The sequence below is a fragment of the Paraburkholderia sediminicola genome, assembly GCF_046030555.1.
GTDB lineage: Bacteria > Pseudomonadota > Gammaproteobacteria > Burkholderiales > Burkholderiaceae > Paraburkholderia > Paraburkholderia sediminicola_E.
On sequence record NZ_JAQQCH010000006.1, the window covers coordinates 299,200 to 318,735 of the forward strand.

Here is a 19,536-nt window from a genome sequence, read left to right on the forward strand (position 1 = left end):
TGCCGGTGTCTACCGCTCAATCCCCTTTCGCGTACAACGTCGATTCAGCAAATCCTTCGGCAGCCAGCACCTGTCCCACCAGAATCAGCGCGGTCCGCTCGATATGAGTGGACCGCACTTTGCCGACGATATCGTCGAGCGTCCCCGTGATTTTTTCTTCATCCGGCCAGCTTGCGCGATAGATCACCGCGATCGGACAATCCCCACCGTAGTGCGGCCGCAATTCATCGACGATGCGTGCCAGATGACGCACGCCGAGGTGAATCGCCATCGTCGCGCGATGTCTCGCGAGGTCGGCGAGCTGTTCGCCTTCCGGCATGGTGGTTTTGCTGGCAAAGCGCGTGAGGATCAGCGTCTGCGAAATATTGGGCAACGTGAGTTCGCAGCCGAGCGTTGCCGCGCATGCCGCGGTCGCCGTCACACCGGGCACGATCGCGTAGGCAATGTCGAGCTCGCGAAGTCTGCGGATCTGCTCGCCGATCGCGCCATACAATGACGGGTCGCCGGAATGCACGCGCGCCACGTCCTGACCTTTGTCGTGTGCTGCTTTGAGTAACGCGACGATCTGATCGAGGTCGAGTTCGGCGGTATTCACGACCTGTTCCGCGTTGTGCCCTTCCAGCACAGCAGCCGGCACCAGCGAGCCGGCATACAGGATCACCGGGCAGCTTCGCACGAGGCGCTGCCCTTTCACCGTGATCAGTTCCGGGTCGCCTGGACCCGCGCCGATAAAAAACACCGTCATTCAACACTCCACGATTCGTTTGGCCGGCATGTCATGCATGCGCCATTTAACCTATGACCTGTAACGCTTCCAGCAAGTCGGGCACGTTGGCAAACTCGCGATCGACTGCGGGGAGTTCTGGGCGCCGCAGCATGATGACCGGCAAGTCGCGTTCGCGCGCAACTTCGAGTTTTGCTTCGGTGGCGCTGCCGCCGCTGTTTTTACTGACGACGACATCGAATGCTTCCGCGTTGAACAACGTTCGCTCGCCTTCGAGTGTAAACGGGCCGCGTGCCGCCAGAATTCGTGCACGTGGACCAGATTCGTTTGCGTCGAGGCAACGTACCGTCCAGAACTGCTGCGGCGGAATTTCGTCGAGATGCGCGAGCGGTTCGCGGCCGAGCGTGAACAGTGGCCGTTTGAACGCAGCGAGCGCGGCTGCCAGCTCGGCCCAATCGTCGACCATGCGCCAGTCGTCGCCAGCTTGCGGCTGCCATTCCTCGCGACGCAGTGCCCAGCACGGTATGCGCGCGGCGCCGCTCGCTTTCGCGGCATTGGCGCTGATCTGCGCGGCGTACGGATGTGTCGCGTCGATCACGAGGCCAATACGTTCGTCTTCGATATAGCGCGCCATGCCTTCGCGGCCCCCGAAGCCGCCTACACGTACCCGGCATGGCAGATCGTCCGGCACCTTGCCGAGGCCCGCGAGACTGTACACGTGCTCAGGGCCGAGCTGTCTTGCGATCCGCAAAGCGTCGCCGGTGCCGCCGAGCAGCAGGATCCGCGTCATTGCGCGGCTCCGATCAGATTGCCCTGGCGGTCGATGGCGAACATTTCGACCGCGACCTGGGGCGGCACGATATCGCGGGCGACAGCGAGTGCATGACGGCAGACGATATCGCCGAGCGGCACGTGTTGCGCGTGCGCCAATGCAACGGCCTGCTGGCTTGTGTTGGCAGCGAGGATCGCCACCTGCAACGCATCGTCAGCGCCACACTCGGCCGCCCACGTGGCAAGCCGCTCCAGATCGATGCTCGAATTCCGGCTATGCAGATCGAGGTGCCCGGCTGCCAGCTTGCTGAGTTTGCCGAACCCGCCGCACACACTCAGGCGCTCGACCGGCGCGCGCTTCATATGCTTGAGCACGGCGCCGACGAAGTCGCCCATTTCGATCAGCGCGATATCCGGCAGACCGTAATGCGCGCGCATCGCGTCTTCGCTTGCGTTGCCGGTGCAGGCCGCGAGGTGCACATAACCGTTGGCACGCGCGACATCGATGCCCTGATGAATCGATGCGATATAAGCTGAGCACGAGAACGGCCGCACGATGCCCGTGGTGCCGAGAATCGACAAGCCGCCGAGAATGCCAAGGCGCGGGTTCATCGTTTTCAGCGCGAGCGCTTCGCCACCCTCGACGCCGATCGTCACGTCGAAACCGCCGGCGTATCCGTGTTCGGCCGCGAGATCGGCCAGATGCTCGGTCATCATCTTGCGCGGCACGGGATTGATCGCCGGTTCGCCGACCGGCAGCGTGAGGCCGGCGCGCGTCACCGTGCCAACGCCTGGCCCTGCACGGAATATCACGCCCGGTTCGGCACAGAGCCGCACGCGGGCGAATACGATCGCGCCGTGTGTGACGTCCGGGTCGTCGCCGGCATCCTTGATGGTGCCCGCTTCCGCGCCGTCGGCGGTCCGGCGGCAGAACACCAGCGGCATCGGCACGTGCTGGCCCTTCGGCAGCACAATCTCCGCGACCTCGCTGACGATACCCGCAAGCAACAGGCGCGCGGCTGCGAGCGACGTCGCGGTAGCGCAACTGCCGGTCGTGTAGCCGCTACGCAGCGGCGCGGGTTGTTCGGGCGTTTCTTCGCGCATCAGGGTTCGGGGGGTGAGCCGGCCGGCTTGGTGACATCCAGCAGCGTGATCGACAGCGCCTGGCGCCACGTATCGAAGCCGCCGAGCGGTTGCGCGTCGGCAAGCGCGATGCGGGTCAACGTGCCGCCATGTTGCTCCCGCCACACCGCGAGTGCCGCTTCGCCTTGCAACGTGACCGCATTGGCGACCAGCCTCCCGCCGTCGCGCAGACGTGCCCAGCAGGCCTCGAGCACGCCTGGCACCGTCACGCCGCCGCCGATGAACACGGCATCGGGCACAGCCAATCCTTCCAGCGCATCGGGCGCGCGGCCGGCCACCAGCTGCAAACCCGGCACGCCCAACGCATCGCGATTGTGTTCGATGAAGCGCTGCCGCTCCGTGTGCCCTTCGATCGCGATCGCGCGGCAGGTCGGATGCGCGCGCATCCATTCGATGCCAATCGAGCCGCTGCCCGCGCCCACGTCCCACAGCAATTCACCGGGCGTCGGCGCGAGGCGCGCCAGCGTGATCGCGCGGACGTCGCGTTTGGTCAACTGACCGTCGTGGCGAAAGGCGTCGTCGGGCAAACCGGCGGTCAGCGGTAAACGCGGGGCGCCTTCCGTTGCACGGCATTCGAGCGCAATCAGGTTCAGTGCCGCGACTTCCTGTGCCGACCATTGGTCAGCGCGTCCGTCGATGCGCCGTTCCAGATCGCCGCCCAAATGCTCCAGTACGGTCATCCGGCTCGCGCCGAAACCACGCGCATTCAACAATTCGGCCAGTGCTGCGGGCGTGCGTCCGTCGGCACTCAGCACGAAGACGCGCGCGCCGTCGTGCAAATGAACATTCAGCGTCGGCAACGGCCGGCCGACCAGCGAAACTGTCGCGACATCCTGCAGCGGCCAGCCAAGCCGCGCGGCCGCCAGCGACAACGATGAAGGCGCGGGCAGCACCCGCAACTCGCCTGGCGGTAACTGCCGCGCCAGCGTCGCGCCGACGCCAAACAGCATCGGATCGCCGCTCGCCAGCACACACACAGCCCCGGTACGCTCCGCCAGCAAAGGCGCGAGATCGAACGGTCGCGGCCATGGCTCACGCCGCGCGGCGAGGCGCGCAGGCAGCATCGCCAGATGCCGTTCGCCGCCGTAGACCACCGACGCTTCCAGCAAAGCGCGCCGCGCGGGCCTCCCCAAGCCGGCGAAGCCGTCATCGCCTATGCCCACTACGGTCAGCCACGCCGGCATGCATCCATCCTCATTCTTTATCTTCAAATATTGCGCTGTGCCACGCCGATCAAAGCGTCCAGCCTCGTTGTGCTGTTCGAAAAAAGGCATAATACAGCCGCCGGTGCCCTTCGGGGCCGAAGAGGGAACACAGTGCCACTGTGGCTGCCCCCGCAACTGTATGCAGCGAGTCCGCCTGCGCTCCGCGCCACTGGTTCGACCGGGAAGGCCGCGGCGGACCACGACCTGCCAGCCAGGAGACCTGCCGGCGAGACTGTTCGTGCCAGCCTACATCGGGCGGGGTGTACCGATGCCGCAGCAATGCCGCCTTACGGCTTGCTCGGGCCGTCGCGCGACGCTAAACCCGGTGTCCGTCTTGAATCAAGCTTCGCCCTCCACTGCTTTGCCCGACGCGGCCCAGGCGCTGCGGCCCTCGGCATGCCCGGGGCTGCTGCGCATCGTCGGCGCGCGCGACGGTGGGCTTTGCCGGATCAAATTGCCCGGCGGCGAGCTGAGCGCGGCGCAGGCCCAGGTGATTGCCGACGTGAGTGAGCAGCATGCGGCCGGCGTGGTCGAGTTGACCAATCGCGCGAATCTGCAGGTGCGTGGCGTGCGAAGCGGGCATGAGGCGGCCTTGATCGCGGCGTTGGTGGATGCGGGACTCGGGCCGATGCCGACGACGTGCGCAGCAAATTCATCTATCGAATTGACAGCGGGCGAAGCGGTGCCTTCAACGGCACGGTCCGTGGACTCACCGCACGCTTCTTCGGGTCTGCAACGGGCGTCCGCCGCCGACGACGTGCGCAACATCATGATCAGCCCTGCAGCCGGGCGCGATCCGTTCGCGTTGTTCGACACGAGACCACTTTGCGCCGAACTGCTCACCTTGCTGCAGACCGAAGCGCATTTCGCGGCGCTGTCGCCGAAATTTGCGATGCTGCTGGACGGTGGTGAGCGCCTTGCGAGGCTCGATCATCCGCACGATGTCTGGCTGGCGGCGACGCAAGCTGAAGACGGCGTGCGGTTTGTGTTTGGTTTGGCGGGTTGTCCGCCTGTAGTGACGAATGCCGATGCCGATGCCGATGCCGATGCCGATGCCGATGCCGATGCCGATGCATTCCAGCATGCCAAACATCCCAACTCGCATGGCCCCGCTGAGCATTCTGGCTCGAACGACACGGATGGCTCCGCTGAGCATTCTCGCTCGAATGACACAGGCGCCGTCGCCGCCGTGCTCCCCGCGCAAGTCACAGACCTAGTCCGCGCACTGCTGCACACGTTCCTCGATCTGGCCGCCGCCGATGCCACGCGCATGCGTCATCTGCTTGCCACGCATTCCATCGATGCGCTATTGCAGCACGCTCAAGCGTATGTCGATTTCCCACTGTCGCGCGATACCTCGCTCGCAAACTGGCAACGCGGCATGCCTGCCGATGCGACGCTACGGCTCGGCGCGCATGCACAGCGCGTGGTGGGGATGCAGCACGTAGGCGGCCAACCGCCGCTCGGACGCCTCGATGCGATCACCTTGCGCGGCCTCGCCACGCTCTCGCGACAGCAAGGCAACGGCACGCTACACCTGACGCCCTGGCAAAGCGTGTTGCTGCCCGATGTCGCTGCGAATGCCGCACCCGCCGTGCTCGCCGAAATGAACACGCTAGGCTTGGCCTGCGATCCCGCTCAGCCGCTTACACGCTTGATCGCCTGCGCCGGTTCCACAGGCTGCGTAAAAAGCTTCGCCGATACAAAAGCCGACGCACTGCGTCTAGCGGATCGTTTGCCCGCCGGCGTCGACGTCCATCTGAGCGGCTGCCCGCGCTCATGCGCCGCCGCACATTGCGCGCCATATACGCTGCTGGCCGCGGCGCCCGGCATCTACGACCTTTATCGACGCGACGGCCAGCCGGATTTCGGCTCGTGTGTCGCGCACCAACTCACGATCGAACAGGCCGCCGACATGCTCGACCTTTTGACACGCCCGGCATACCCGGCACACCCGGCCCGGAGCCCTTCAGATGCTTGATTACATTCGCGACGGTCAGGAAATCTATCGCCAATCCTTCGCGACGATACGTGCGGAGGCCAATCTCTCGCGTATTCCCGCCGACCTCGAAAAACTCGCGGTGCGTGTGATCCACGCATGCGGCATGGTCGACGTCATCGAAGATCTTCAGTTTTCTGAAGGCGCGGGTACCGCGGGGCGCATGGCGCTGGCACAAGGCGCGCCAATCCTGTGCGACGCCGGCATGGTGGCGCAAGGCATCACACGCGCCCGACTACCCGCGAACAATGAAGTGATCTGCACGCTCACGCGCGAGGACGTGCCTGGATTGGCCCGTGAACTCCGCAATACACGCTCGGCTGCCGCACTCGAACTGTGGCGGCCGCATCTGGCCGGCAGTGTCGTCGTGATCGGCAACGCGCCGACCGCGCTCTTTCATCTGCTCGACATGCTCGATGCCGGTGCGCCGAAGCCCGCGCTGATTCTCGGTTTTCCGGTCGGATTTGTCGGCGCGGCCGAATCGAAAGCGCTGCTTGCGCAAGACAGCCGCGGTGTGCCCTATGTCGTGGTTCACGGCCGACGCGGCGGCAGTGCGATGGCCGCCGCCGCTGTGAATGCGCTGGCAACGGAGGTCGAATAAATGACTGTGCAAGGACGTTTATTCGGACTGGGCGTCGGCCCCGGCGACCCGGAACTCATCACGCTGAAAGCGCTGCGTTTGCTGAAAGCGGCCCCCGTGGTCGCGTATTTCGTTGCGAAGGGTAAGAAGGGCAACGCCTTCAGCATCATCGAGGCGCATTTGCATGACGCCCAGCAGCATCTGCCGCTCGTCTATCCCGTCACGACTGAAGCGCTCGAGCCGCCGCTTTCGTATGAAGCGATCATCGCCGACTTCTACGACACCGCTGCGCAGATCGTTGCCGGTCACCTCGATGCGGGCCGCGACGTCGCGGTGATTTGCGAAGGCGATCCGTTTTTCTATGGCTCGTATATGTATTTGCACGACCGCCTCGCGGCACGCTTCGAAGCTGAAGTCGTGCCCGGTGTGTGCTCGATGCTCGGCGGCGCAGCGGTGCTCGGTTCGCCGCTGGTGTATCGCAATCAGAGTTTGTCGGTGCTTTCCGGCGTATTGCCCGAAGACGAATTGCGCCGGCGCCTCGCCGATGCGGACGCTGCCGTCATCATGAAACTCGGCCGCAATTTCGATAAGGTGCGGCGTGTGCTCGGCGAACTAGGCCTCGCGCATCGCGCGCTTTACGTCGAACGTGCGACGATGGGCAATCAGCGCATCGTGCCGCTCGCCGAAGTCGATCCGATGGCGTCGCCGTATTTTTCGTTGCTCGTCGTGCCGGGGGAAAAATGGCAAGCATGACGCCACCCGCGATTGTGATTCTCGGCGCGGGCGCGCTGGCGACCGCACGGCGTATCCAGGCGTTGTATGCGGGTTGCCAGGTGCACGCCTTGCAGGGGCGAGTCGAAGCCGATGTCTCTTATACGGAGCTTGGCGCTCATCTGCGTGATCTGTACGCACGCGGCACGCCGATTGTCGCGTTGTGCGCCGCCGGGATCGTAATTCGTTGCGTTGCGCCGCTGTTGTCGAACAAGGGCACCGAGCCGCCCTTGCTGGCCGTCGCAGAGGATGGCAGCGCGGTCGTGCCCTTGCTTGGCGGACTTGCAGGCGTCAACGTGATGGCGCGTGAAATTGCGGCTGCGTTGGCTGTGCCGCCGGCGATTACGACGAGCGGCGAACTGCGTTTCGGCACATGCGTGCTCAATCCACCTGAAGGCTATGCGCTCGCGGATATAGCGCAAGGCAAGCGCTTTGTTTCGGATCTGCTGGCGGGCGAAAGCACGCGAATCGAAGGCGAAGCGCCGTGGCTCGACGAGGCGCAACTGCCGCGCTCTGAATCGGCCCGTTTGGCCATTCGCGTGACGCCGCGTGCCTGGGATGGCCGTGATGATGAGTTAGTGATTCATCCGCGGAGTGTGGTGGCGGCGGTGATGGGTGCTGCTACAACGGCAGCGGTGGTGGCTGGTGCTGGTGCTGGTGCTGGTGCTGGTGCTGGTGCTGGTGCTGGTGCTGGTGCAGAGATTGCAGCACGTGTGCGCGAGGCGCTCGACGCGCATGGGCTCGCCGCGCTTTCACTAGCGGCACTATTGGCTTCAGCCGATCGAATGCCCGACCCGGCTCTGATCGACGCCGCGAAGCATTTGAACGTGCCGCTGCGTTTCACACAAACGCGTCCCGAAGACGGCGAACCACCCGCCAACTTGCTGCATGCCGCGCTGCGTATTCCTTACCAAACGCTGCATGACGACGCAAACGCGGGCGTTGCGCTCGCGTTAACCGCGTTGGCGATCGACCCGGACACGATTGGCCGCGCACGCGGCCGCCTGACGGTGATCGGCCTTGGCCCCGGCAATGCCGACCTGATGGTACCCGCCGCCCGGACAGCGCTGAACGCAGCCACTGATATCCTCGGCTACGAAACCTACGTGAAAATGGCCGGCCCCCTGCGCACCGATCAACGCGTGCACGGTACAGACAATCGCGAAGAGATGCAGCGTGCGCGTCATGCATTCGAACTCGCCAGCACTGGACGATCAGTGGTGATGGTGTCGTCGGGCGACCCCGGCGTGTTCGCGATGGCGGCTGCCGTGCTTGAAGCGCTCGAAGAAGGCGGTTCGACGAACGCAGACTGGCGCGCGGTCGAACTCGCCATCGTGCCGGGCGTGTCGGCGGCCATGGCCACCGCGGCGCAAGCCGGCGCACCGTTGGGCCATGACTTCTGCATGCTGTCGTTATCCGACAATCTGAAACCGTGGAGCATTATCGAAAAGCGCCTCCGGCATGCGGCCGAAGCGGATCTGGTGATGGCGTTCTACAACCCCATCTCTCGCGCACGGCCGTGGCAACTGGATAAGGCACTGGACATCGTGCGCGAACACCGCACCGCCGCCACGAAAGTCGTGCTCGGACGCGACATCGGCAGACCGGGCAGCTCGCTGCGTACGATCACGCTCGGCGAACTGCGTTCTTCCGATGTCGATATGCGGACGATGGTGATCGTAGGATCGTCGACGACGCGGGCGTTTGCTAACGGCGTCGACGGTGGTGAATGGGTTTATACGCCGCGGTGGTATGAGTGAGCATTCTGCTCGCTTCGCCCTTTTTCAATGCGTCGCAAGCTCGCTAGGCCGCGACCTTCAAATCTTCAATCGCCCGCTGCCTCACGCCCAGATCGTCCCACAGCTCCGGATGGCACGTGAACACCAGAATCTGATGCCGCGTGGCCGCATCGATCAGCGCGCGCTTGATCGCGTCGCGCCGCACCGCATCGGTATGCACGGCCGCATCGTCGAGCATCAGCAGAGTCGGCCGGCCGGATGCCTTCAACAGATCCGCATACGCCAGCCGCGTCAGAATGCCCAATTGCTCCCGCGTGCCGAAGCTCAACGCATCGAGCGTATCCGCGCGCCCATACCGATTCAAAGTCGCGGGACTCAGATCGTCGCCGAGTGCAATCGTCGACTGCGGGAAAATGCGCTTCAGATAGTGCCCGAGCCGCTCCGTTAGCGGCGCACGCAGTTGCGCCACGGCTGCATCACGTTCGTCGACAAGCACTTCGTCGAGCAGACTCAAAGCGCTCGCGCGCAAGCTGAGTTCGTCCTTGCGACGCGTAGCCTGTTCGACTGAAGCATTCACTGTGGCGAGACGTTCCCCGAGCCCAGACGCGCCGACCGTCTCAAGTTGACTGCGCAACTCAGCGATCCGCAGTTGCCGCGTGTGCTGTTCGTTACGCGCCAGCTCCGCCGACGCGCGATAACGCTTTGCTTCGGCCACCGGGTCGTCGAGACGCGCCGCGTCCAGCTCGCGCGCTCTTCCTTCGCGCTGCCTCTTCAGCGCCTCGACCTGCACACGCTGTTCGACGATTTTCGTTTGCCACTGCGCACGCTTGCGGCAAAACGCTTCGTCGGCCAGTTGCGCTTCCTTGCGTTGCAATTGCGCGGCGAGCGATTCTGTCGTCGCCGTGGCGGTGGATTTTTTTTCCGCGGTCTGCGTTAGTACTTTTCTGGCGGCTTCCAATGTATCTCGCGCAATATCGGCGTTACGGCGAGCCTCGTCGAGCGGTGGCGCGGCGGAGACGTCAGGCAACGCCGCAAGCCGTCCGTTAGCGGATTGCAATCGCGCATCCGCCGAAGCCAGCGCAGCCCTCAACGCGTCGCTACCCTGCGGCGCATGCACCTCAAGAATCTTCGCCTGGCTTTTCTGCTGCGCGACCAACGCCTTCCACTGCTCGTGCCTGGCCTCGGCCTCACCCAACGACGCCACGCCCAGCGTCTGCAACAACTGCGCATGCCGGGTTTCGAGCGACGCCAACTCGGACAATCGCGCCGACAGATCGGAAACGCCCGGAATGACTCGCAATTCCCCGAGCTCGCCAAGGCCGATCAGCTTTTCCTCATCGAGCCGCAGCACGCCCTCGCCGCTCACCTTCGCATCGCCGACGGTGATCGCGCTATTCAACCGGTATTCGATACGTGTCATCGCCGCCTCGGTCCGCGCGCGCAACACAGTCAACTCAGCATCAAGCGATTGGAGCCGCTTCAATTGCGCGCCGTCGATTTCGACCGCCGCCGCGGCACGCGTCGCTTCCAGCACGGCCTCGTTTGCCTTGCCGGCGGCAGCGATAGCCGCTTCAAGCCGCTCGCTCTCGGTGCCATGCAGCGCAATCTGACTGCGCAGATCGCCCGCGGTCACCGCGGCGTTCGCCAGTTCGAGCGCGCGGCTGGCATCGGCGTACGCCTGCTCGAATTGCGCCACGCTCGCCTGAGCCTGCGCATGTTCGTTCTGAACCGCCGACACGTTGACCCGCGTGGCGTCGAGTTGCTGCCGATCGCGTGCAACGGCCGCTTCCAGTTCGTTCGCCGCCTGTTCCTGTTGCAAGGACAACGCCAGTTCGGCCTCGCTCAATTGCAGCGACTGCGAGAGCCCCTGAAGCGTACGCTCGAGTTCCGCCGCGGCATCGGCGCGCGTTTGCGCCTGCAGGGCTTTCTGCTCGTGAACCTCCCAGGGGCGCTTACGCTGCGCCTCGTCGAAGGCTTCCTGTTGCGTGGCCAGACGCCCGATATTCTCGTCGAACTGCTGACGCTGCTGCTCGAGCTCGTCACGCTCCGCGATTAGCGCCGTCAATGTCTGTTCCGCCTCGGCCAGCGGCCCGGTGGACTTCTGCGTACGCGCCGTGAGCAATTGCCGAAGCTCGCGCTGCACCGCCGAGATCAGCGCATCCTCGCCAGCGGATTCATTGCCGCCCGAGAGTTGCGAAAGCGCATCGCGCAGATACTGCGCCGCGTGCCCGGTGGAATCGCGCACTTCCTGCGTGCCGCCTTGTTGCACCCACAACAAACCAGGAACGCCGGCGTTTTCGGCCTTCAGCGGCCCACGCGCGGCACGCGAAAAACCGAGCAATGCGGCGAGTTTGTCTTCCGCTTCGTCCTCGCCGAACACCGCCTGACCGATCTTCAACTCGCAGCGCTGCCGCGTGACGAACTGTTTCGAGAGCCTGCACGCTGTACCGTTCATATCGAACGTCACTTCAACCGATGGCTGCCCGCTCGCCTTGCCCCACGGCAACAGATCTTTCAGATGCGAAGCCTTGTAGCGTTCGAGGAACACCGCTCGCACGGCTTCGGCGATCGTGCTCTTGCCGGCCTCGTTCGGGCCGGTGAAGAGATTGAGTCCCGGTTGCAGATCGTCGATCACGAGCCGTCCGGCGAACTGCTTGAACTCCTGAATCGCGATACTTTCCAGCTTCATGCGGACCTCGCTTCGCGCGGCAGTTCACGTTGAAAACGCGCCAGAAGCAATAACGCCTCGGCCGCGCGCTTGACCTGCTGCGGGTCGGACTGCGGATCCTCCTGCAGGTCGCGCAATCGCGCCACCACCTTCGCCAGGTAGCCGCTCTGCGCGCCGAGTTCCGCGAGGTCGTCGGCGGTGGGCAGCACCTGCAGGCCGCTCAGATCGACACGTAGCGCACGCACCCGCGCGCGGGTCTCTTCCACCGCGACGTGAATCGCTTCGGCCTCGGCCAGTGCGGTCGTGCCGCTTACGGTAACCCGCAGCACGTCGTGACTGCCTAACGCGCCGAGGCGCATCTTGAGCGAATCCACGTCGGTCGGCACCGAGATCGTCTCTTCCCAGCGATGCCATTGATATTTACCCACCCGCACCGCCTCAACTGCCGGCACGGCGCCTGGCCCGCTCAGCGTGACGTCGAGCATGAAGCCCGGATCGTTGGCGCGGAAGCGGTCCTGCTCATGCGTGCCGGCGTACCAGGTGCGCTCGTCGACGCGCAAATGACCATGCCAGTCGCCGAGCGCAAGATAGTCCAGACGCGCGCTCGCGGCACGTGTCGGGGCAATCGGGTTCGACGAGTCGATGCCCTCCTGCAGAATCCCGCTCACGCTGCCATGCGCGAGTCCGATGCGGTGATAGCCGCCCGGCGTCTGCGTTGTGTCGAAGAAGCCCGTGGTGTCGTCGTAAGTGATACGTTGTGTGAGCGGCGCGCAGAGCAAAGCGCACTGGCAGGCGTCGAGCGTCACCACACCGGGTTCGAGTACCACCCGCACGTTCGGCGCAATGCAGTTCAGGCGCTGCGCACGGGTCCACACACTCTCGACCAGCGCGGCATCGTGATTGCCCGGCAGCATGATCCACGGCCCGGAAAACGCTTGCAGCGCGCCGAACAAACGGCGGATCACCGTGTCCGAAACGGTCTGCAGGTCGAATACGTCGCCGGCGACCAGCACGGCATCGACCTTGCGCGCGGCCGCTTCCTCAGCGATCCGGCGCACGGTGTCGAAGCGCGCCTCCGCGAGATGCGCGGCTTCGTCCGGTTCGAACTGACCGAATTGCGTGCCTATCTGCCAATCCGCGGTGTGCAGAAACCTGATCACTGTGCCTCCATTCCGTTCAATTGCATCGACTCGCAGTCTAACCGTAGATGTTACCGCGCCGGCAGCCCAACGAATGTCCAAAACCGGTGTCACACGGCTGGAACAGCAGCGCTACACTCGCGTTTCCAGGTGAGCACGCCAATCGCACCGCAACATTTCAATCTAATCGAACCCCGCCGCCCTGCTGCCGATGAACAAAGAGACCGAACTGAAAAAGGCCAAGCGCACGCCGTTACTGCTGCTGGCGGCCGCCGCGTGTGTTTTCGTCGTGACCGCGTTCATGCCGCGCGGCATCTGGGTGGACGGCATCAAGGCAGTCGCCGAAGCCGCCATGGTCGGCGCGCTGGCCGACTGGTTCGCCGTGGTCGCGCTGTTTCGCCGCGTGCCGATTCCAATCGTCTCCGCGCACACCGCGATCATTCCGAAGAACAAGCACAAGATCGCCGACAACCTCGCGGTGTTCGTGCAGGACAAGTTTCTGGACGTACAGTCGCTGGTCGGCCTGATCCAGAAACACGACCCGGCGCAAAGTATCACCGGCTGGCTGACGAAGCCGGCCAATACCGCCCGTCTTGGCGACTACGTCGTCAAACTGACGGGCGGTATTCTCGAATTGACCGACGACGTGCGCATCCAGGTCTTCATCAAGGACGCGTTGCGCGACGTGCTCGCCAAAGTCGATCTATCGCAATCGATGGGTGCAATTCTCGACACGCTCACCAAAGACGGCCGTCATCAGGAATTGCTCGACGCCGGCATCGAACAGGTCGTGGCGCTGCTGCGCGAACCGCAGGCGCGCGAGTTTATCGCCGAGCGCATCGTCGAGTGGGTGAAGAGCGAATATCCCAAGATGGAGATGATCCTGCCGTCGGCGTGGCTCGGTGAAAAAGGCGCGGACGCGATCGCCAACGCGGTGAACCGGATGCTCGAGCAGATCAGCGAGAACCCAACCCATCAGCTTCGGCAGAAATTCGACGACGCGGCGCAGAAGCTGATCGTCAAACTCAAGAGCGATCCGGCGTTTCTGCAAAAAGGCGAGGAACTGAAGCGTTACCTGGTGGAAGGCGAAGCGCTCAGCACCTATGTGAAGGACATGTGGGGCGAATTGCGCGGATGGCTCAAACGCGATCTGCAAAGCAGCGATTCGGCCCTGCACGCGAGAGTGATGGCGATGGGCCAATGGGTCGGCCGCGAACTGGCGCACGATCCCGCGCTGCGCCAGTCGCTGAACGATCACCTGGAAGAAGCGGCGCGCGCCATGGCGCCGGATTTCGCTCAGTTCCTCACGCGCCATATCAGCGATACCGTGAAGAACTGGGACGCGCGCGAAATGTCACGGCAAATCGAGCTGAATATCGGTAAGGATTTGCAATACATCCGCATCAACGGAACGATTGTGGGCGGCTTTATTGGCTTGCTGCTCTATGCAAGCTCGCAGCTGTTCGCGCTGTTGCGTTTGCACATGGGCTGAGGGATAAGTCTTTCGCGAGTCAAAGCGCCTACAATTCGGGCATATGAATTGCTCACGCGCTTTCATTGACTGCTGCCGCCCCCTACGCGCGCCCTCAATAAAAGCGACTGCGCCACAACATCGAGAAGTGTGCTCATGAAAATATCGTTACCGCCGCGCGGAACGCCGAACCGCGTGTACCCGCCCGGCACCCCCAGTCTGCATGGCCTGGCCTCGATCATCACGGGCGTGGTGGTGGTGTGCGCGCTTTACTTCGGCCGCGAAGTGTTGATCCCCATCACGCTCTCCGTGCTGCTCAGCTTTCTGCTCGCGCCGCTGGTGCAGGCGTTGCGGCGCTTGCACATGGGTCAACTGCCATCGATCTTTATTGCCGTGCTGTTCGCCCTTGCCGCCTTGCTGGCCGTTGGCGCGTTGATCGGCGCGCAACTGGTGCAACTGGCGGGCGATCTGCCGCAGTATCAGGTTGCGATCGAGCAAAAGATCGAGACGGTGCAAGAGAAAACCGTCGGCCGGGCCGATTCGCTGATGAGCCGCGCTGCCGCCACACTCCAGCGCGTTGCGCCGACCAAGCCGGCCCCGCCGCGTCTCACCGGACGCGCGGCGCGCAATGCGCCCGCCGTGCCGACACCCGTCGAAGTGCACGAGCCGTCGCCCACGCCGATGCAACTCGCGCAACGCGCACTGTCGCCGGCGATCGCGCCGATTGAGACCACCTTCATCGTGCTGGTCGTCACGATTTTCATCTTGTTGCAGCGCGAGGATCTGCGCGACCGTTTGATCAGTCTTTTCGGTTCGCGCGACCTGCACCGCACCACCACCGCGATCAACGACGCCGCCGGACGTCTGAGCCGCTACTTCGTCGCGCAACTGGGTGTGAACCTCAGCGCGGGCGGGATCATTGCAATCGGTCTGGCCATCATCGGCGTGCCCGGCGCGCTGCTGTTCGGCGTGATTGCTGCCTTGCTGCGCTTCGTGCCGTACATCGGCATCTGGATCGCCGCGATTCTTGCCGTGTTTCTCGCCGCCGCCATCCAGCCTCAATGGACGATGGCGGTCTATACGCTGATCCTGTTCATCGTTGTCGATGTGGTGGCCGGGCAGATTGCCGAACCGCTATTGTACGGTCATCGTTCGGGGCTGTCGCCGCTGGCGGTGGTGGTGGCGGCGATTTTCTGGAGCTGGCTGTGGGGGCCGATCGGCCTCGTGCTGTCCACACCGCTTACGTTGTGCGTGGTCACGCTGGGCCGTTACGCCGACCGTCTGAACTTTCTCACGGTGCTGCTGGGCGACCAGCCGGCGCTGACGCCCGCGCAGAATTTTTATCAGCGCCTTCTGGCGGACGACCCGCACGAAGCCATCGTGCAGGCCGAGCGCCTGCTGCGCGAGATGTCGCTGGTCGATTACTACGACAACGTCGCGCTGGAAGGCCTCAAGCTCGCGCGCAACGATGCGATGCGCGGCGTGTTGATGCCTGAGCAGTTGGCGCGCATCAATGACGCGCTGGTCGACATTGTGGAAAACCTGGAAATCGCCGACGGACTGCCTGATCGCCTGTCGCGCACGGATCCGGGCGACTCCGCCGAGGCGCAATTGGCCTCGGCGTCCGCGGATCTTTCGGAGCGGCACGACAGCCACATTTCGGCGCGCCCACCGTTGCGCCATGAAACCGAAAAGACCTCGGTGCTGTGTGTGCCTGGGCGCGGCGCATTCGACGAGGTTTCCGCCGCGATCGCCGTGCAATTGCTCGGGCGCCAGGGGCTCGCGCCGATGATCGCCACGCACTCGGGTTATCGCAGCGCGCACGCCGACGAACCGAGCTTCAAGGACGCACCGATCATCTGCATCATCTCGCTCGACGCGCCGGAGTCGCCACCGTATCTGCGCAATATGCTGCGGCGCACGCGGGAATGGCGGCCCAGGGCGACGGTAGTGGTCGGCGTTGGCGGAGCGCCGGAAGGCGGCTCGGAGATGGGCGCGACCGGCGCTTCGCACGCGGCGCCGACATTCCGCGCAATGATCGAGGAATGTCAGGTGGGAGCGAGCCTGCAGCACACACGCCAGCCTTCGCATACGGCTGGGGCGGACTAGGCGGGTCGGCTCGGTCCGCTGGGCGGGCCGGAATCCCATCCCGTCGTACCCAAAATGAGGACAGCCGCGCGCCACCCCTCCTTCATACTTCATGTGTCGATTCGCACCGCCTCCAAAGAGCGTCCACGCCCCGGCGGGCAATCCATCTGCATCGAAGATCCAGGAGACACGCATGAGCCGCAGCTTCAAACCCTATCCGTTCACGCCTCGCCACTACCCGGGCGTGGTGCCGCCGCTAGTCGACGGGCGCGACCCCGCACGGCGCGCCGTAGCGATCGTCGGAGGCGGTCCGGTAGGCATGACGCTGGCGCTCGCGCTGGCCCGCCAGGGGGTGCGCTCCGTGCTGATCGAAGCGGACGACGGCGTCTGCACCGGCAGCCGCGCGATCTGCATTTCACGACGCAGCCTGGAGATATTCAAACGCCTGGGCGCGGTGCATGGCTTCCTGCAAAAGGGCCTGCCATGGACGGGCGGCCGCAGCTTCTACCGCGACGCCGAAGTGTTCCGCTTCGCCATGCATCAGGACGACGAGCAATCGCTGCCGCCGATGATCAACATCGCGCAATACCAGATCGAACAGTTTCTGCTCGACGAAGTGGAGCAGCACGCCGATCTGATCGAAATCCGCTGGCAAACCCGCGTAAGCGGCATCGAACAACATACCGGCAACGGCACGGCCGGCGCCACACTTGACCTGCGCACCGGCGACACGGATTGGAAAATGCGCGCGGATTGGGTTGTCGCGTGCGACGGCGGCCGCAGCACGATTCGCGAGGCACTCGGCCTCAAGCTCACCGGTACGACGTACGAGGGCCGCTACGTCATCGTCGATATCGAACTGAAGAGCGCGCGCGCCACCGAGCGCCTCGCCTATTTCGATCCGCCCTCCAATCCCGGCTCGACGGTGCTGGTGCACAAGCAGCCCGACAATGTCTGGCGCATCGACTACCAGCTTCGCGACGATGAAGATCCCGAGGCCGCGGTCAAGCCGGAGAACGTGATGCCACGTGTGCGGAGCGTGCTCGACTCCATGGGCGAAACGGGCGAATGGTCACCGATCTGGATCACCGTCTACAAGGCCAACGCATTGACGCTCGAACGCTACCGCCACGGTTCGGTGCTGTTCGCGGGCGATGCCGCGCATCTCGTGCCGATTTTTGGCGTGCGCGGCGCGAATTCCGGCATCGACGACGCCGACAATCTCGGCTGGAAACTCGGTTGCGTGGTGAACGGCATCGCGTCGGACCGCTTGCTCGATAGCTACAGCGACGAGCGCGTTTTCGCGGCCCGTGAAAACCTGAGCTATGGGATGAAGAGCACGGAGTTCATGGCGCCGCCCTCGTTCGCATTCGATCTGATGCGTAACGCAGTGCTAGGACTTGCCGAACATCATCCTGCTGTGCGGCCACTGATCAACCCGCGGCAGACGCATGCGATTGCGTATGCCCAGTCACCGCTTAATCAGGTTGCAGACCTGGCATCGGACTCGTTCGCCACAGGCCCGGCCCCAGGCACGGTGCTGCCGGAGTGCCGCCTTCAGCGCAGGTGCGACGGTGTGACAATCGATATTCACCTCACCGATCTGCTTGGCCCCTGCTTCACCGCACTGCGCTTCGGCGCAGACCTGGCGCACGACGAAGCATGGCAGCAATTGCAACATGCGCTTGGCGAACACAGCATTCCGTTCAAAGCGGTCACGCTGGTGACCGGCGGCGCGCCGCGTGCCACCTGCCCCTATGTGGTCGATCCAGAGGGTTGCTTGCACGAGATGCTCGACGCGACGCCGGGTACCGTCTATCTGATCAGGCCGGACGGTCATGTGCTCGCCCGCTGGCGCAGCGGCAGCGCGGCGAACGTGCAAAGCGCCGTGACGGCCTGCCTGACGAACTGACGCAAGAGGAGCCCCAACCATGACCGATAGCGAACTCGACCTCGTCTACACGACGCTCTGCAAAACGCTGACCGCTGAAGGCGAAGCGCAAGCCCCCTTGTATCTGGCTCGCCTTGCGCTGCTCTCCATGACGGAACTTGGTGACGTGCAGCGAGCGTTGTCGTTGATCGACGCGGCGAAGCTGCCGCACGCTTGCGCAGTGGCTACGTAACGCGGCAGAAGTATGGCGCGACGCCAAAGAACAAAGAAGTAAGACACAGGACAAAAAAAGCCGCCCCGTTGATAACGCGGGGCGGCTCCTTTTCGCTGCAACGTTCACTGTCGCGGATACAAGCCCAACGTGCTCGCATGCAGGCGTGCGAGCCCGAGCAACGCGTCCGTGTACGGTGTCGGTACATCGGTCAGTTGCCCCAGTTCACGCACTGCGGCTACCAGCGCGTCGAGTTCGACTGCCTTGCCCGCTTGCACGTCCTGCAGCATCGAGGTTTTCATCGCACCGAGTTTGAGCGTGACCTCGTGGCGATCGGCCGGCGCCTGCTCGATCGGAATGCCAAAGCGCGCGCCGATCTCCTTCGCTTCCAGCATGATGCTTGTGACAAAGTTGCGCACCAGTTCGTCGCTGAGTATCCGGTCGGTGGTCGCGCCGGTGATGGCGCTGATCGGATTCATTGTCATGTTGCCCCACAGCTTGTACCAGACGTCGCGCTGAATCTGTTCCGACATCGAGGCATTGAAGCCGGCCGCGGCCAGCGTAGCCGTTAGCGCCTTGACGCGTTCGCTCGGTTGCCCCGACGCCTCGCCGACGATCAGCCCGTTGCCCTGATGATGCTTGATGACACCAGGCGAGTCGACCAGACAGCTGGCATGCACCACGCAGCCCACCGTCTGCGCGGTCGGAATCGCGGCGGCGATCGCACCGTCGGGATCGATCGACTTCAACCGCTTGCCGGCGAAATCGCGGCCGAGCCCGTCGCAGAACCACCATGGCACGCCATTCATTGCCGTCAGCACCATTGTCTGCGGATTCAGCAGCGGCGCGATATGCGCAGCCACCGACGCCATCGCCGGGCCCTTGACCGCCACCACGACGAGGTCCTGTACGCCGAGATCCGCCGGCTGCTCGCTCGCATTCACCTTCACGGTGTGCGTTACACCGCCTTCGATCAGACGCAAGCCGTGCTGCTGCAACGCGCTGAGCGTCGCGCCGCGCGCCACCACGCTCACGTCGTGGCCGGCCTGTGCAAGCTTCACCCCCATCCAGCCACCGATTGCGCCTGCACCGTAGATTCCTACTTTCATCGCTTCAATCCTTGCGTTAATCCTCGG

At 64.1% G+C, this 19,536-nt stretch carries 15 protein-coding genes and 1 riboswitch; of the genes, 8 read left to right on the top strand and 7 right to left on the bottom strand.

Annotated features, from left to right (window positions below; translation table 11 throughout):
• Positions 1-16 precede the first annotated feature (16 nt).
• From cobM to cbiE, 4 genes are read right to left on the bottom strand one after another with little or no spacing between them, the layout of a single operon-like run.
• Positions 17-745, bottom strand: coding sequence for a precorrin-4 C(11)-methyltransferase (cobM, locus tag PQQ52_RS12210; protein WP_408210961.1), 729 nt, complete (start codon positions 743-745; stop codon positions 17-19).
• Positions 746-791: 46 nt separating this feature from the next.
• Complete coding sequence (locus PQQ52_RS12215; protein WP_408210963.1) at positions 792-1,514, bottom strand: cobalt-precorrin-6A reductase; 723 nt, start codon at positions 1,512-1,514, stop codon at positions 792-794.
• Positions 1,511-2,599, bottom strand: a complete 1,089-nt coding sequence (locus PQQ52_RS12220) for a cobalt-precorrin-5B (C(1))-methyltransferase (protein WP_408210966.1) — start codon at positions 2,597-2,599, stop codon at positions 1,511-1,513. The genes PQQ52_RS12215 and PQQ52_RS12220 overlap by 4 nt, the downstream gene beginning before the upstream one ends.
• A complete protein-coding gene (gene cbiE, locus PQQ52_RS12225; protein ID WP_408210969.1) occupies positions 2,599-3,822 on the bottom strand; it encodes a precorrin-6y C5,15-methyltransferase (decarboxylating) subunit CbiE in 1,224 nt (407 codons plus the stop codon). The genes PQQ52_RS12220 and cbiE overlap by 1 nt, the downstream gene beginning before the upstream one ends.
• Before the next feature lie 84 nt (positions 3,823-3,906).
• A riboswitch (cobalamin riboswitch) is annotated at positions 3,907-4,085 on the top strand.
• Between the two features lie 83 nt (positions 4,086-4,168).
• Between cbiE and PQQ52_RS12230 the strand changes: the two genes are divergently transcribed.
• The 4 genes from PQQ52_RS12230 to cobJ are packed head-to-tail and all read left to right on the top strand — an operon-like array spanning position 4,169 to position 8,953.
• A complete protein-coding gene (locus tag PQQ52_RS12230) occupies positions 4,169-5,824 on the top strand; it encodes a ferredoxin-like domain-containing protein (protein ID WP_408210972.1) in 1,656 nt (551 codons plus the stop codon).
• The gene (locus PQQ52_RS12235) at positions 5,817-6,443 is read left to right on the top strand and encodes a precorrin-8X methylmutase (protein ID WP_408210975.1); all 627 of its coding nucleotides are present in this window, start codon (positions 5,817-5,819) and stop codon (positions 6,441-6,443) included. Before PQQ52_RS12230 ends, PQQ52_RS12235 begins: the two co-directional genes overlap by 8 nt.
• Complete coding sequence (locus tag PQQ52_RS12240) at positions 6,444-7,175, top strand: precorrin-2 C(20)-methyltransferase (protein ID WP_325044175.1); 732 nt, start codon at positions 6,444-6,446, stop codon at positions 7,173-7,175.
• Positions 7,172-8,953 carry a precorrin-3B C(17)-methyltransferase gene (gene cobJ, locus PQQ52_RS12245; RefSeq protein ID WP_408210978.1) on the top strand — a complete coding sequence of 594 codons (1,782 nt, stop codon included), beginning with the start codon at positions 7,172-7,174 and terminating at the stop codon, positions 8,951-8,953. The genes PQQ52_RS12240 and cobJ overlap by 4 nt, the downstream gene beginning before the upstream one ends.
• A 43-nt stretch (positions 8,954-8,996) precedes the next feature.
• On the opposite strand, the gene PQQ52_RS12250 is transcribed toward cobJ, so the two are convergent.
• Together PQQ52_RS12250 and PQQ52_RS12255 are read right to left on the bottom strand one after the other, a co-directional pair.
• Positions 8,997-11,621 (bottom strand): AAA family ATPase, encoded by a 2,625-nt coding sequence (locus PQQ52_RS12250; protein WP_408210981.1) that lies wholly within the window; start codon positions 11,619-11,621, stop codon positions 8,997-8,999.
• Entirely contained in the window at positions 11,618-12,760 is a 1,143-nt protein-coding gene (locus PQQ52_RS12255; RefSeq protein WP_408210984.1) for a metallophosphoesterase family protein, read from the bottom strand. Before PQQ52_RS12255 ends, PQQ52_RS12250 begins: the two co-directional genes overlap by 4 nt.
• A 190-nt stretch (positions 12,761-12,950) precedes the next feature.
• Here PQQ52_RS12255 and PQQ52_RS12260 point away from each other — a divergent pair, with 190 nt between their 5' ends.
• The 4 genes from PQQ52_RS12260 to PQQ52_RS12275 all read left to right on the top strand — a co-directional run bounded on the left by PQQ52_RS12260 (position 12,951) and on the right by PQQ52_RS12275 (position 18,421).
• Complete coding sequence (locus PQQ52_RS12260; RefSeq protein ID WP_408210987.1) at positions 12,951-14,231, top strand: DUF445 domain-containing protein; 1,281 nt, start codon at positions 12,951-12,953, stop codon at positions 14,229-14,231.
• 135 nt (positions 14,232-14,366) lie between these two features.
• Positions 14,367-16,319, top strand: coding sequence for an AI-2E family transporter (locus PQQ52_RS12265; RefSeq protein ID WP_408210990.1), 1,953 nt, complete (start codon positions 14,367-14,369; stop codon positions 16,317-16,319).
• 172 nt (positions 16,320-16,491) lie between these two features.
• Positions 16,492-18,210, top strand: a complete 1,719-nt coding sequence (locus tag PQQ52_RS12270; protein ID WP_408210993.1) for an FAD-dependent oxidoreductase — start codon at positions 16,492-16,494, stop codon at positions 18,208-18,210.
• 19 nt (positions 18,211-18,229) lie between these two features.
• Complete coding sequence (locus tag PQQ52_RS12275) at positions 18,230-18,421, top strand: hypothetical protein (protein ID WP_408210996.1); 192 nt, start codon at positions 18,230-18,232, stop codon at positions 18,419-18,421.
• A 104-nt stretch (positions 18,422-18,525) separates the two neighbouring features.
• On the opposite strand, the gene PQQ52_RS12280 is transcribed toward PQQ52_RS12275, so the two are convergent.
• A complete protein-coding gene (locus tag PQQ52_RS12280; RefSeq protein WP_408210999.1) occupies positions 18,526-19,509 on the bottom strand; it encodes a 2-dehydropantoate 2-reductase in 984 nt (327 codons plus the stop codon).
• Between the last annotated feature and the right edge of the window lie 27 nt (positions 19,510-19,536).